This window comes from Nocardioides sp. Z43_10 (assembly GCF_059766615.1).
This window is the reverse complement of record NZ_JCBAJY010000002.1, coordinates 479,808-493,501: the sequence shown is the minus strand read 5'-3', so window position 1 is coordinate 493,501 and position 13,694 is coordinate 479,808. Positions and strand designations below refer to the sequence as shown.

General features: G+C 72.7%; 10 protein-coding genes. 3 read left to right on the top strand and 7 right to left on the bottom strand.

Translation table 11 applies throughout. The features are described 5' to 3' along the window. Window positions 1–219: 219 nt before the first annotated feature. The 6 genes from AC6EI4_RS05620 to AC6EI4_RS05595 form a co-directional block, all read right to left on the bottom strand. Window positions 220–1,221 (bottom strand): inorganic phosphate transporter, encoded by a 1,002-nt coding sequence (locus AC6EI4_RS05620; RefSeq protein WP_498425225.1) that lies wholly within the window; start codon window positions 1,219–1,221, stop codon window positions 220–222. Window positions 1,222–1,224: 3 nt separating this feature from the next. Further along, complete coding sequence (locus AC6EI4_RS05615; RefSeq protein WP_498425226.1) at window positions 1,225–1,842, bottom strand: DUF47 domain-containing protein; 618 nt, start codon at window positions 1,840–1,842, stop codon at window positions 1,225–1,227. Window positions 1,843–1,927: 85 nt separating this feature from the next. Beyond that, window positions 1,928–4,114, bottom strand: coding sequence for an RNA degradosome polyphosphate kinase (locus AC6EI4_RS05610; protein ID WP_498450838.1), 2,187 nt, complete (start codon window positions 4,112–4,114; stop codon window positions 1,928–1,930). Between the two features lie 189 nt (window positions 4,115–4,303). Then, on the bottom strand, window positions 4,304–5,047 hold the full coding sequence (locus tag AC6EI4_RS05605) for a hypothetical protein (protein ID WP_498425228.1): 744 nt from the start codon (window positions 5,045–5,047) through the stop codon (window positions 4,304–4,306). A gap of 87 nt (window positions 5,048–5,134) precedes the next feature. Continuing rightward, a complete protein-coding gene (locus AC6EI4_RS05600) occupies window positions 5,135–7,015 on the bottom strand; it encodes a glycoside hydrolase family 2 protein (RefSeq protein WP_498450837.1) in 1,881 nt (626 codons plus the stop codon). Further along, entirely contained in the window at window positions 7,012–8,298 is a 1,287-nt protein-coding gene (locus AC6EI4_RS05595; protein ID WP_498450836.1) for an MFS transporter, read from the bottom strand. Before AC6EI4_RS05595 ends, AC6EI4_RS05600 begins: the two co-directional genes overlap by 4 nt. A gap of 37 nt (window positions 8,299–8,335) precedes the next feature. Here AC6EI4_RS05595 and AC6EI4_RS05590 point away from each other — a divergent pair, with 37 nt between their 5' ends. The 3 genes from AC6EI4_RS05590 (at window position 8,336) to AC6EI4_RS05580 (ending at window position 12,695) form a co-directional block, all read left to right on the top strand. Continuing rightward, the gene (locus AC6EI4_RS05590) at window positions 8,336–9,439 is read left to right on the top strand and encodes an alpha/beta hydrolase (RefSeq protein ID WP_498450835.1); all 1,104 of its coding nucleotides are present in this window, start codon (window positions 8,336–8,338) and stop codon (window positions 9,437–9,439) included. A gap of 47 nt (window positions 9,440–9,486) precedes the next feature. Next, a complete protein-coding gene (locus AC6EI4_RS05585) occupies window positions 9,487–10,170 on the top strand; it encodes an SGNH/GDSL hydrolase family protein (protein WP_498450834.1) in 684 nt (227 codons plus the stop codon). Between the two features lie 362 nt (window positions 10,171–10,532). Then, complete coding sequence (locus AC6EI4_RS05580) at window positions 10,533–12,695, top strand: acyltransferase family protein (RefSeq protein ID WP_498450833.1); 2,163 nt, start codon at window positions 10,533–10,535, stop codon at window positions 12,693–12,695. A 25-nt stretch (window positions 12,696–12,720) separates the two neighbouring features. Here AC6EI4_RS05580 and mshD read toward each other — a convergent pair whose 3' ends face one another. Further along, window positions 12,721–13,578, bottom strand: coding sequence for a mycothiol synthase (gene mshD / locus AC6EI4_RS05575; protein ID WP_498450832.1), 858 nt, complete (start codon window positions 13,576–13,578; stop codon window positions 12,721–12,723). Window positions 13,579–13,694: the final 116 nt, after the last annotated feature.

Here is a 13,694-nt window from a genome sequence, read left to right as displayed (position 1 = left end):
GTCCCTCACGAAATCCTCAAGGTAGATGCAAGACGCGGGGGCCTTGGTGTTCGAGGGCGACCGTTCAGAAGGAAAACGCAGGGCGGATCCGCCGCTGCCACGCTCAGCGCCCCGTTCGGGGGCTCGCGTTTTCCTTCTGAACGGTCGCTGCTGCCCTCACGACGACGAAACGCCCAGCGCTCCACTCGGGAGCACTGGGCGTTTCGCCGACGAGCAGGGTCAGATGACCTCGAGGAAGAAGTGCGTGACGTAGTACGCGCCCGCAGCCACCGCGCCGGCGGCCGGGAAGGTCAGCACCCACGCGGTCAGGATCGACTTGGCCACGCCCCAGCGCACGGCGGAGAGCCGCTTGGTCGCGCCGACGCCCATCACCGCGGAGGTGATGGTGTGGGTGGTGGAGATCGGCGCCTCGAAGACGTAGGCCGTGGAGTAGAGGACCGACGCCGCGACACCCTCGGCGGCGAAGCCGCGCGGCGGGTCGAGGTGGATGATGCGGCGCCCGAGGGTGCGCATGATCCGCCAGCCGCCCGACCAGGTGCCCAGCGAGATCGCGGCGGCGGCCGCCATGATCACCCAGATCGGCAGGGGGTCACCGGGGTTGACGTACTCGCCGGTGAGCAGCGCCAGGAAGATGACGCCCATCGTCTTCTGGGCGTCCTGGAGGCCGTGGCCCAGCGCCATCGCCGCCGCGGAGGCGGTCTGCGCGAGCCGGAACCCGCGGCTCACCCGGTGCGGGTTCACCTTGCGGAACAGCCACATGATCGCCAGCATCGCGGCGAAGCCGAGCGTGAAGGCGACGACCGGCGACAGGATCATCGGGACGACGACCTTGTCGATGACCTTCGTCCAGTGCACGTAGGTGCCGGCCGCGAGCGCCGAGCCGACCAGGCCGCCGATCAGGGCGTGCGAGGACGACGACGGCAGCCCGTAGTACCAGGTGATCATGTTCCAGGTGATGGCGCCGATCAGGCCGGCCATCACGATCACCAGGCCATGGGTGCCGGTAGGCGGTGTGATGACCTCACTGACGGTCTGCGCGACCTTCTGCCCGAGGAATGCGCCGATGAAGTTCATCACCGCAGCCATCGCGAGTGCGACGCGGGGAGTGAGCGCCCGCGTCGACACCGAGGTGGCGATCGCGTTGGCGGCATCGTGGAAACCGTTGGTGTAGTCGAAGACGAGGGCAACGACGACAACCGCGATGATGATCGCGAGCTCCACCGGTCAGGACTCCTTGACGGCGATCTGCTCCACCGTGTTGGCCACCGTCTCGAAGCAGTCGATGGCCGACTCGAGCGACTCGACGATGTCCTTGAGCTTGAGCACCTCGAGCGACTTGAAGTCCCCCGAGAACAGGCGCGCCAGCGTGCGACGGTGCGTCTTGTCGCCGGTGTTCTCGAGGCGGTTGATCTCGATCCAGTACTCCTCGAGACCCTTCATCGCCTGCAGACGAGGCATGGACTCCGCGGTCAGCTCGGCGCAGCGCTGGAGTACCTCGACGAGCGTCGAGAACTCCGGCATCAGCTCCTGGACCTCGTAGAGGAGGATCAGGTCGACCGCCTCGTCCATCTCGTCCATGACGTCGTCGAGGCCCGAGGCGAGCGCGTAGATGTCCTCGCGGTCGAACGGCGTCACGAACGTGGTGTTGACCCGGCGGATGATGGCGTGCGTCGTCTCGTCGGCGGCGTGCTCGGCGTCGCGCATGCGGCGCGCGACGTCCTCTCGGTCGACACCGTCGCCGAGCATCTCGGCAAGCAAGCCGGCTCCGGTGACGAGGTGTTGTGCGGACTCGGTGAACAGGTCATAGAAGGACCCGTCGACCGGACGAAAACGAAAACCCACGTCGAACTCCTGATGAGGAGGATCTGAACGTCGATCATGCTAGGGGGTCCGCAGTCAGCCCACGCAACTCAGGGTCGTGTGACGCTCAACCCCTTCTGCGGCGCTGGCGCCGGATGAGCTCGTCCTGAAGGTGACAGCGGCCCTCGTTGCGCTGCCACGCGCCGGCGCTGTCGAGCAGCCACGCGTCGGTGCCGTCGTCGAAGGCCAGGTCCAGCATCTCGCCGAGGTGGGCCACATTGCGCTGGTCGGGGACCCGCACCAGGACCTCGACGCGACGGTCCAGGTTGCGGTGCATCATGTCGGCCGAGCCGATCCACGCCATCGGGTCCCCGCCGTTCTCGAAGTAGAAGACCCGGCTGTGCTCCAGGAAGCGGCCCAGGATCGAGCGGACCTCGATGTTCTCCGAGAGTCCGGGTACGCCGGGGCGCAGCGCGCAGATGCCGCGGACCAGGAGCTGGACGCACACCCCCTCCTGGGAGGCGAGGTAGAGCGCGTCGATGACCTTCTCGTCGACCACCGAGTTCGCCTTGAGCCGGATCCGCGAGGGCCGGCCCTCGCGGTGGTGGACGATCGCCTCGTGGATCTGGCGGACCAGGCCCGCGCGCACCGAGTCCGGGGCGACCAGGAGTTCGGCGTACTCGGCGTTGCGGGAGTAGCCGCTGAGGTTGTTGAAGAGGTGGGCGACATCCTCGCCGATCGCCTCGTCGGCGGTGAGCAGGCCGAGGTCCTCGTAGAGCCGGGCGGTCTTGGGGTTGTAGTTGCCGGTGCCGATGTGGGTGTAGCGCCGGATGCCGTCGGGCTCGTCGCGCACCACCATCGACAGCTTGCAGTGGGTCTTGAGCCCGACCAGGCCGTAGACGACGTGGCAGCCGGCGTGCTCGAGCTTGCGGGCCCAGCGGATGTTGGCCTGCTCGTCGAAGCGTGCCTTGATCTCGACGATCACCAGCACCTGCTTGCCGGCCTCGGCGGCGTCGACCAGGGCGTCGATGATCGGCGAGTCGCCCGAGGTGCGGTAGAGCGTCTGCTTGATCGCCAGCACGTGCGGGTCGGCGGCGGCCTGCTCGACGAAGCGCTGCACCGACGTCGCGAACGAGTCGTAGGGGTGGTGCAGCAGGATGTCGCGGCGCCGGGTCGCCTTGAAGACGTCGACCGGGGAGGCCGACTCCACCTCGGCGAGCAGCGTGTGCGTGGTGGGCACGAAGGCGTCGTACTTGAGGTCCTCGCGGGGCAGGTCGGCGATGTCGTGAAGCCCGCGCAGGTCGAGCGGGCCGGCCAGGCGGTAGACCTCGTCGCGCTGCACGCCGAGCTCGGTGATCAGCAGGTGCAGCACCGACGCGTCGATGTCGTCCTCGACCTCCAGGCGCACCGGGGGGCCGAACTTGCGGCGCAGCAGTTCCTTCTCCAGGGCGGCCAGCAGGTTCTCGGCGTCGTCCTCCTCGACCTCCAGATCCTCGTTGCGGGTGACCCGGAAGCTGTGCACCTGGAGCACCTCCATGCCGGGGAAGAGCCGCCTGAGGTGCTCGCGGATCACGTCCTCGAGTGGGACGAAGCGCTGGTTGCCCACGGAGATGAACCGGTCGAAGATCGGCGGCACCTTGACCCGGGCGAAGTGCTCCTTGCCGGTCTCGGGGTTGCGCACCACCACCGCCAGGTTGAGCGAGAGCCCGGAGATGTAGGGGAACGGGTGCGCGGGGTCGACGGCGAGCGGGGTGAGGACCGGGAAGATCCGCTCCTTGAAGAGCTTCTTGCAGTCCTTCTGCTCCTCGCGGGTCAGGTCGGCCCAGCGGACCAACTCGATGCCGTGCTCCTGGAGCGCGGGGATGATCTTCTCGCGGAACAGCAGGGCATGGCGCCGGCTCAGGTCGGCGGTGATCGCCGAGATGCGGCGCAGCACCTCGCGCGGCAGCAGCCCGCTGGCCGCGCGGACCGCGACACCGGCGGCGATCCGGCGCTTGAGGCCGGCCACGCGGACCATGAAGAACTCGTCGAGGTTGCTGGCGAAGATGGCCAGGAACCGGACCCGCTCGAGCAGCGGCAGCGAGTCGTCCTCGGCGAGCTCGAGGACCCGCTCGTTGAAGTGCAGCCACGACACCTCGCGGTCGAGGAACCGGTCGTGGAACTGCTCCAGCGACGCCAGCTCCTCCGGGCCGGGGACGTACGGCGGCTCGATGTCGAAGGGGTCGGGCTCGATCCCGGCTGCGCTGTAGTCGGTCGCCCCCTCGTCGAGCAGCCCACCGACGTGGGCGGGGAGGGCGTTGGTGTCGCGGCTCATTCTTCGAGTGTGGCACCGCCGGGCGAAGAAGAAACCCGCCCGAGCAGGCACAAACTCACACTCCTACCCCGCCGAGTCGGCGTGAACTCGCGCTAGGAGGGCGTCGAGTCGGCGTGAGCTCGCGTTCGGAGGGCGTCGAGTCGGCGTGAGCTCGCGGTCGGAGGGCGTGGAGTCGGCGTGAGCTCGCGGTCAGCTGCGTCTCGGGATGAGGTACGACGCGAGGACGAGCGCGAGGGCGGCGAGGAGCACGGGCATCAGCGGGCCCACGATGTCGGCCTGCAAGGAGAGGGCGGCGGTGGCGGCGGCGTCGAGGTACGCGTTGTCGACGCTGCGCAGGAGATGAGGGAGCAGCAGGTAGCCCAGCACGGTGAGCACGACGGTGCCGACCAGCGCGAAACCGATGGAACGGGCGGCCTGACGCTTGGACGGAGCGCACAGGAAGCCCAGCACGAACGACGCGAGCGCGACGAGGACGGCGGCGTTGAACGTCCACTCCCCGACGTCGCGCGCGTCGGCGTACTGAGCGTTCAGCTCGGGCGGCAGCGCGACGTACCGCTCGGTGTCGAGGGTGCGGAGTCGTTCGGCGAGCCCGTCTCGGCCGTTGCTCTCCAGCTGGCCGGCCAGGGAGGTCGTCAGCGGCTCGAGATCGAGGCGGCCGTCGGCGTCGATGCGGACCTGCTCGGCTGCGTCGCGGACCCGCTCGTCGCCGGCGACGGCGGTGATCCGTTCACGCTGCTGGGCGGTGAGCGGGCCGGTGTGGCGCTCGATGGCGGAGATCACCTGGTCGTCGAGCTCCTGGGTCTCCAGCGCGGCGACCAGCAGCGTCCCGGGACGGTCGGGGTCCAGCACGGTCTGGTTGGCGACATGGGCGGCGAGCGCGATGGTGCCGGCGAACGCGCCGAGGGCGATCAGCAGCCCGGAGAGGAAACGCATGGGGGACAGGGTGCCAGTCGAGTTCACGCCGACTCGGCGCCGCACGAGTGCGAGTTCACGCCGACTCGGCGCGCTGACGGTGCGAGTTCACGCCGACTCGGCGTCCGGGGGGTGCGAGGTCGCGGCGGGTGGGCGTTGGAGGGGGGTTAGGGCTGGGCGGGTTGTTTGTTCGTCCAGCTTCAGGATCTCGCGGTCGTAGGTGAGGAGGCCGTTGATCTCGTCCTCTACGTCGCTGAGCTGGGTGTAGACGGTGGCGGAGAGGCCGACCGGCACGGTGGGGGCCAGCTGGCGGCGGTGCAGCGAGGTGAAGACGCGGGCCAGTGCCTTCGTGGAGCGGAACCGGCGGTAGCCGAACGTCTTCGCGCCCCAGGTGTGCCCCTCCACGGCCAGCCCGTAGCCGCCGTACTCGGAGAGCACCAGCGCGCGCGGCTCGAGCCGGTGGCGCACCATCGGCGGGATCCGGAAGCGCCGGAAGTACACGTGCAGGCTGAGCAGGTGCCCGCCGTCCTGGTCGTGCCAGCCACTGGCGTGGTCGACGCTGCGGGTCGGGTCGAGCTCGGCGACCTCGGCGGCGATCCGGGCGGCGTCGAACTGCCCCCATCCCTCGTTGAACGGCACCCACACCGCCAGCGAGGTCACGTTGCGCAGGTGCTCGACGGTCGCGCGCGCCTCCCTCTCGTACGACGCGCGCCCCTCGGCGTCCTCGCGGCCGAAGCGCCGGTGCGCGCGCGGCCCGGTGTCGCGCAGCCGCACCCCCGGCGCGACCGCCGGCAGCGTGACCACGGCCGGGCGGTAGCGGCCGCCGCCGTTGACCATGTCCTGCCAGACGATCATCCCGAGCCGGTCGCAGTGGGCGTACCAGCGCAGCGGCTCGATCTTGATGTGCTTGCGCAGCATCGTGAAGCCCAGGCGCTTCATGGTCTCGATGTCGAAGACCATCGCCTCGTCCGACGGCGCGGTGCACAGCCCGTCGGGCCAGTACCCCTGGTCGAGCACGCCGGCCTGGAAGTAGGGCCGCCCGTTGAGCAGCAACCGCGGGGTGCCGGTGTCGTCCAGCGCGACGCCGAAGGAGCGCATCCCCTGATAGGAGGTGACCCGGTCCTCGCCGAGGCGCACCCGCACGTCGTAGAGGAACGGGTCCTCGGGGCTCCACAGTCGCGGGTCGGGCACCGGCAGCGAGACCGGCGAGCCGACCGGGGCGGTGGCGCGCGCGACGACCTCGCCGTCGGCCAGGACCTCGACCTCTGCAGCCAGATCACCAGCGAGCCCGGCGTCGGCGCCGTCCCCGCCCGCGTGCACGGTCACCTCGAGCGAGGAGGTGGCCAGGTCGGGCACCATCACCAGCCGCTCGACGTACGTCGCGGGGACGACCTCGAGCCAGACGGTCTGCCAGATGCCGGAGAAGGGGGAGTACCAGATGCCGCCGCGCTTGGTGCGCTGCTTGCCGCGGGAGCGGTGCCCGGCGTCGGTCTCGTCCTGGACCGCGACCCGCAGTTCCACACCGTCCGCCACACCGTCCGCCCCCGCGAACGAGCCGGTCACGTCCAGGGTGAACGGCAGGTAGCCACCGTCGTGCCCGCCCACCTCGACTGAGTCCAGGAAGACCCGGCAGACCTGGTCGACGGCCCCGAAGTGCAGCAGCACCCGCTCGCCGGGCCCGGGCGCCAGCTCGGCGGGCAGCGTGACCGCGCGGCGGTACCAGAGCGTCTCGTCGGCGCCCAGCGTCCGGCCGACCCCGGACAGCGGCGCTTCGGGGGAGAACGGCACCACGATCTCCCCGTCGTACGACGCGGGCCCGGGGCCGCCCAGTGCGGCGGGGCCGGCGCCGGGCACGATCGCGTGGTCCCAGCGCCCATTCAGGTTGAGCCAGCGCTCCCGCACCAGCTGCGGGCGCGGGTACTCCGGCAGCGGCCGGTCGGCGTCCAGCTCGCGCCCCCACCGCGTCATCATGGGAGCAGTCGCGCTCACGCCGCCACCTCCGCGCGCTCGGCCGCGGGCAGCCGGCGCAGGAACCAGGTCGGCACCCAGACCAGCGCGAGCACGGCCAGCGCGGCCAGGAAGATGCCGGGCGTGGGCACCTGCTTCGTGACGCCGAGGTCGGTGTAGGTGCGCCCCGACCCGCTGATCACGGCCGCGCCGAGGAACGGGCCGATCGCCATCGGCGCCAGCACCGCGAAGATCATCCGCAGCCCCTGCACCTGCCCGGCCCGGTCCGGTGGGGTGGCGTCGCGGACGAGGGCGCCGACGGTGGCGACGAGCAGCATCATGCCGCTCATCATGACGAGTCCCGCCCCGATCACCGGCCAGGTCCCCCGGGCCAGGTACATCAGCACCAGGCCCACGCCGTACACGCCGGCGGCGGGGAGCAGCGCGTTGAGCTTGCCGACCCGGTCGATCATCCGCCCGCCGAGCACGCTGGCGAGGGTGGCGCCGACGAGCACGACCGCGAGCACCAGCGCGTAGCCCTCGATCAGCAGCGTCTTCTGCAGGTAGATGATCAGGAACGGCAGGTAGACCTGGGTGGCGACACCCCACACCGCCCAGACCGCCAGCGCCAGGTAGAGCGCGGGGTTGGCCCGCGCGGCGGCCGGGCGCAGGCTGTGCAGCACCGAGCGCAGGTAGCCGTCCGGCGAGCGGGTCAGCGTCGGCGCGTCGCGCACGGTGAACCAGGCGACGATCCCGGCGAGCACGACCAGCCCGCCGATCAGGGCGAAGAACAGCTCCCACCGCCCGGCCCGGGTCAGCGAGTCGAAGCCGCCGAAGACGATCAGCATCGCGACCAGCGCGAGCGGTGCCAGCGCCGCCTCGACGCGACCGCGCACGGCCGGGGTGGTGATGTCGGTGACCCAGGCCTGGTACGACGCGTCGTTGGCGCCGGCGCCGAGGAACGACATCACGCAGTCCACGACGACGACGGCGGCCACGGCCAGCGCCACCGCGTCGCCGACCGGCGCCCACGCGGCGACCGCGTCGGCGCTGAGGAACCCGAACGCGGCGGTGGTGAGCCCCCAGGCGACGTACCCGCCGGCGATGAACGCCCGCCGCGAGCCGACCCGGTCCGACCAGGCACCGACCAGCAGGGTGGCCAGCGTCGCGGTGAGCGCGCTCGCCGCCACCAGCACCGCGATCACGGTGGGGTCGTCGGTGATCGTCTCGTACACGAAGACGTTGAGGTACATGTTCTCGACCGTCCACGCCAACTGCCCCACGAGGCCGAGGGCGACGACGAGGGTCCAGGTGCGCGAAGTCACAGCACGCGACCCTAGCGGCGCCGGTAGGTTCGCGCCCATGACACGGGGAGAGCGGTCGACGGGGCGGATCAGGACGCGGGCCAAGGCAGGGGCGAGGCGGGTCCACGCCGGCGCCGAGCGGGCGCTGTTCACCGCGGCGATGAACCTGCCCGAGCGGGTGCAGCGGCGGCTGGCCGGCAAGCCGGTGCTCCGCGACGGTCAGCTGCTGGCGGTGGACACCCAGCTGATGCTGCGCCTGCAGCGGGTGGCCCGGATCCCGGCCGTGGAGACGCTCCCGGTCCGCGACGGCCGCGCCGGCATCCTGCACCAGAGCGGTCTGGCCGGCGGCCGGCAGCCGATCGGGCGCACCGAGGAGGTCACCGTCGCGGGGCTGGCGGCGCGCCTCTACGTGCCGACCGCGCTCGCCGGCGGCAAGCGGCGCGGCGGGCCGAAGCGGCCGCTGCTGGTCTTCTTCCACGGCGGCGGCTGGATCTTCGGTGACCTGGACTCCCACGACGCCGCCTGCCGGTTCCTGGCCGAGGAGTCGGGGGTGCGGGTGCTCTCCGTCGACTACCGGCTGGCCCCCGAGGACCCCTTCCCGGCCGCCTTCGAGGACTGTCTCGCGGCGTACCGCTGGGTGGTGGCGCACGCCGACGACCTGGACGTGGACGTGGACCGGATCGCCGTCGCTGGTGACTCCGCGGGCGGCTGCCTGTCCGCGACGGTCGCGCTCACCGCCGCGGCCGAGGGGCTGCCGCTGGCGTTCCAGCTGCTGATCTACCCCGCCACCGACGCGCGCGGCGGCACGGCGAGCCGGCAGATGTTCCGCGAGGGGTTCTTCCTCACCGAGGTATTCATGGACCTGGCGATGGCCCACTACCTGCCCGACGCCGCCACGCACACCGACTGGCGCGCCTCCCCGCTGCTGGCCGAGATTCCCGCCGGGCTGGCCCCGGCGTACGTCGCCACGGCCGGCTTCGACCCGCTGCGCGACGAGGGCGAGGCCTACGCCCGCAAGCTCGCCGACGCCGGGGTGGAGGTGGAGCTGGAACGCTTCGGCGACCAGATCCACGGGTTCCTCAACGTGGTCGGCGCGGGGCGGACCTCGCGCGCCGCGGTGCAGCAGATCGCCGGGCGGCTGCGGGCGGCTCTTCACCCCTGAGCCGCGGCGCTCGGCATAATGCGGAGCACGAGGGGGTGGGGTTTCTCGTGAGGATCTTCCGGACCCGGACCCGGCGCCGGGCGGGCGCCGCCGCCGCCGCCGCGGTGGCCCTGCTCGTCGTGGGCGCCGTCGCGGCCGTGCAGGCCACTCATGACGTCGAGCTCAGCCGGCACGGTGTCGACACGGTGTTCATGGGCGACTCGATCACCCAGGGCGGCACCGACACCTTCGAGTCCGTGCCCTCCGAGCGCTCCTGGGTGCGCTACGTGGTGACCGACGACCGCACGCCGTGGCGCTTCGCCGCCAACGTCGCCGTCTCCGGTCAGACGCTGGTGCAGATGGAGGAGCGCTTCGACCGCGACGTGCTCGCCCGCGAGCCCCGCGCCGTGGTGATCTCCGGCGGCACCAACGACGTGCGCAAGGACGTGGACCTGCACGACTCCCTCGACGCGCTGCGCGCGATGGTGGAGCGCGCGCAGGCCGACGGTCTCGAGGTGTGGATCGTCGCGCCGCCGCCGGTGGTGCTGCCCGGCGGCGAGCCGGTGGCCCCGATGGTGGTGGCGCAGGCGCTGCTGGCCGCCGAGTTCGACGTGCCGTTCCTGATGGCGACCCGCGAGGCGGTCGCCGAGGACGCTTGGCGCGACGGGCTCTCCCAGGACGGCATCCATCCCACCCGGCAGGGCGCGGAGGCGATCGCCCGCGCGGTCCTCGACCAGGTGGCGCAGCGGTGAGCTGAGCAGGTGAGCGGGCCCGGGTCCGGCTCAGCGGTTCCCGTGGAACGGGCCGTGCTGCGGGCAGACGGCGCCGGTGTTCATGCACGTCGCGCATGTGCGGCCGTCCGGGGGCGTGCCCCGACACTCCGGACACACCTCGAGCTCCTGGAAGCATTTGCGGCAGTCCATTGCCACCCCGCCCTTCATCCGCTGCCGAAGCGGCTGGCCACTGGCCCCGCCTCGCGCCCGACCGGCTCCCCCCGAGGAGTCAGCCGTGGTCCCAGTGTGCTGCTTCCGACGCGCGCTGACATTTTCTTTGGGCGTTCCGTGGTTCTCCCGTCGGCCGCGCGTGTCACTTGCACATGGCAGGCTTACCGCCGATGCTGCCCCGCGACCCGTCCCCGAGCCCCCCGCCGTCCCGTCCGGGCGGCCCCGATCGGCGCGCCGACATCCAGGGGCTGCGGGCTCTGGCGGTGTTGCTGGTGATCGCCCACCACCTGACCGGGCGCCCGGCGGGCGGCTTCGTCGGGGTGGACGTCTTCTTCGTGATCTCGGGGTTCCTGATCACCGGGCTGCTGCTGCGCGAGGCCGGCGGCTCCGGGGTCTCGCTGCGCGGGTTCTACGTGCGCCGGGCGCGGCGGATCCTGCCGGCCGCCTCGCTGGTGCTCGCGGTGACCGTGCTGGCCTCGGTGGTGCTGCTGGTCGCCGACCGGGCCGAGCGGGTGGCCGGCGACGCGCTGTGGGCGGCGGGGTTCGCCGCCAACTGGCACTTCGCCGAGGTCGGCACCGACTACTTCGCCTCGTCGCTGCCCGACTCGCCGTTGCGCCACTACTGGTCGCTGGCGGTCGAGGAGCAGTTCTACCTCGTCTGGCCGCTGCTGGTGATCGCCGCGCTGGCGCTGGCCGGTCGCCCGGGCCGGGCCGGGCGGGGCTGGCTGACGCCGGCGCGTGCGGTCGGCGCGGTCGCGCTGGCGGTGGTCGCCGCGTCGTTCGGCTGGGCGCTGTACCAGTCGCACACCGACCCGACGATCGCGTACTTCTCCACGCTGACCCGCGGCTGGGAGCTGGGCGTCGGCGCCCTCCTCGCGGTCGGGGCCGGGCGGCTGGGCGGGCTGGGTGCCGGGGCGCGCACCACCCTTGCGCTGACCGGTCTGGCCGGCCTGGCCGTCTCCGCGGTCGCGGTCACCGGCGAGTCCGCGTTCCCGGCGCCCGCGGGGGCGCTGCCGGTGCTGGCCGCCGCGCTGCTGATCGCGGCCGGCACCGGCCCCTCCGGCCCCGACTCCGGCTCGCCGCGCGCGGACCGGCTCGGCGCCACCTGGGTGCTGCGGCAGCGGCCGCTCACCTACCTCGGCGATCTCTCCTTCTCCCTGTACCTGTGGCACTGGCCGGTGATCGTGCTGCTGCCGGCGCTGCTCCCGGCGGACCTGCCCGCCGACGGCTGGGGCCAGCGGATGGCCGCCCTCGGCGTCACCCTGGTCGCGTCGGTCGCGTCGTACCACCTGGTGGAGCGGCCGTTCCTGCGCCGCGACCCGGCGGCGACGCGGCGTACGGCGCGGCACCGGCTGCAGGGCGCCGCGCTGGGGGCGATCGCCGCCGCGACGGCCTGCGCGGTGGCCCTCCTGCTGGTGCCGTCGACCGCGCCGCCCACCCCCACGGCGGCCCCCGGCCTGCCGCTCACGGTCGACGCCGACGGCGGCCCGCCGCCGCTGTCCCAGCTCACCGACGGGCTGCGCGAGGCGCTGGCCGCCGAGCGGTTCCCCGAGCTGACCCCGGCGCTGGGCGACTACGAGGCCGGCATCACCCCGGAGATGGAGCCGCCGGCGGGCTGCCTGAACCCGCCCGTGCTGGGCACCCCCACCGACTGCCTGTACGGCGCGGAGTCGGCGCCGCGGACGGCGGTCGTGGTGGGCGACTCGGTGGCGGTGTCGTGGGTGCCCGCGGTGCGCGAGGCGCTGGAGTCGCAGGGCTACCGCATCCACGCGGTCGGGGTCTCGAACTGCCCGGTCGCCGACGTGGAGATCGTCACCGACGTGGCGCTGGACCCGGCGCACCCGTGCGGGCAGCAGCACGACGCCGTCTATGCGCAGGTGGCCGCGCTGGACCCGGACCTGGTGATCGCCTCCGACACCGAGCTCGGCATCCTCCGGCTGGCCAGCGGCGCCAGCGGGCAGCAGGCGGTCAGCGAGTGGGAGCGCGGGATGCGGCGCGCCCTCAAGGAGCTGGACCGCGGCGGCGCGGAGGTCGTGGTGCTGGCCCCCAACCCGGCCGGCACCGCGCCCGCGGACTGCGTGACGCTGAAGAGCACGCCACGCGACTGCGAGACGGGGATCTCCGACCAGTGGCTGTGGAAGCAGGCCGCGGAGATAGCCGCGGCGCGGGCCACCGGGGCGCGCTACGTCGACACCCGGCCGTGGTTCTGCGTGCAGGACCGCTGCCCGATCTTCAGCCTCGGGATGACCGTGCGCTTCGACATGCTGCACATCACCGGCGCCTACATGCGCGTGCTCGGCCCCTGGCTGCGCGCCGAGCTGATCGGCGCCTGAGGCCGGCGCACCGGCACCCGGGGCGTCAGCGGCGGTACATCACGTGGGTGTCCGCGGCGGCGTGGGTGAACCCGAGCCCCTGGTAGACCGCGATCGCGGGCGCGTTGTCGGACTCGACGTAGAGGATCACCTCGGCCACCCCCTGCTGCGCGAGGTGGCGCAGGCCGGCCAGGGTGAGCAGCTTGCCCAGGCCGCGCCCCTGGGCCGCGGGGTCGATCCCCACGACGTACACCTCGCCGACCAGCGGCTCCGCGCCGGTGCGCGGGTGCACCTTGGTCCAGTGGAAGCCGAGCATCCGGGGGCCGTCCATCGCCACCAGCAGCCCGGCCGGGTCGAACCACTCCTCGCTCATCCGGGCGGCGAGGTTGGCCGCGTCCATCGCGCCCTGCTCGGGGTGGGCGGCGAACGCGGCCGCGTTCACGCGCAGCAGCTCGGCCTGGTCGTCGGGCAGGTAGGCGCGCACGGTGACGCCGGCCGGCGGCGCCGGCTCGGGCAGCTCGAGGGCGGCGGGGCGGCGCATCACCCACAGGTCGCGCACCCGCGCGAAGCCGTACGCCGCGGCCAGCGCCCGCGCGCCGGGGTGGTCGGCGTGCGACCAGGCGCGCAGCGTCTCGCCCTCGGAGACCGCGAGTACCTCCTCGAGCAGGCCGCGGCCGAGCCCCTGTCCGCGCGCCTCGGGGCGGACCACCAGGCTCAGCTCGCCGTCGATCAGCAGCGCGAACCCGTCCTCGGCCAGCCACCACCCGATCTCGTGGGCCGGGCGGTGGTGCAGCGCCAGCCAGGTGCCCTCGTCGAGCGGGGTGGCGCCGTCGGCGCGGGTGGCGTCGGCGGCGATCGCGCCGAGCCGGACGAGGACGTCGGACTCGAGGGTGTCGTGCTCCATGGCGCAACCCTAGAAGGAGCGTGTTGGCGGCGCGTGGTGGACTGGAGTCGTGAGCACCGAGCACCCCGCCCCACCCGCCGTGACCCCGCCCGCCGAGACCCCGTCGACCAGCCGGC

Coding starts and splice junctions, on each gene's coding strand:
- AC6EI4_RS05610 (WP_498450838.1), bottom strand. CDS start 4,114: ATGAGCCGCGACACCAACGCCCTCCCCGCCCACGTCGGTGGGCTGCTC.
- AC6EI4_RS05580 (WP_498450833.1), top strand. CDS start 10,533: ATGCTGCCCCGCGACCCGTCCCCGAGCCCCCCGCCGTCCCGTCCGGGC.
- AC6EI4_RS05605 (WP_498425228.1), bottom strand. CDS start 5,047: ATGCGTTTCCTCTCCGGGCTGCTGATCGCCCTCGGCGCGTTCGCCGGC.
- AC6EI4_RS05590 (WP_498450835.1), top strand. CDS start 8,336: ATGACACGGGGAGAGCGGTCGACGGGGCGGATCAGGACGCGGGCCAAG.
- mshD (WP_498450832.1), bottom strand. CDS start 13,578: ATGGAGCACGACACCCTCGAGTCCGACGTCCTCGTCCGGCTCGGCGCG.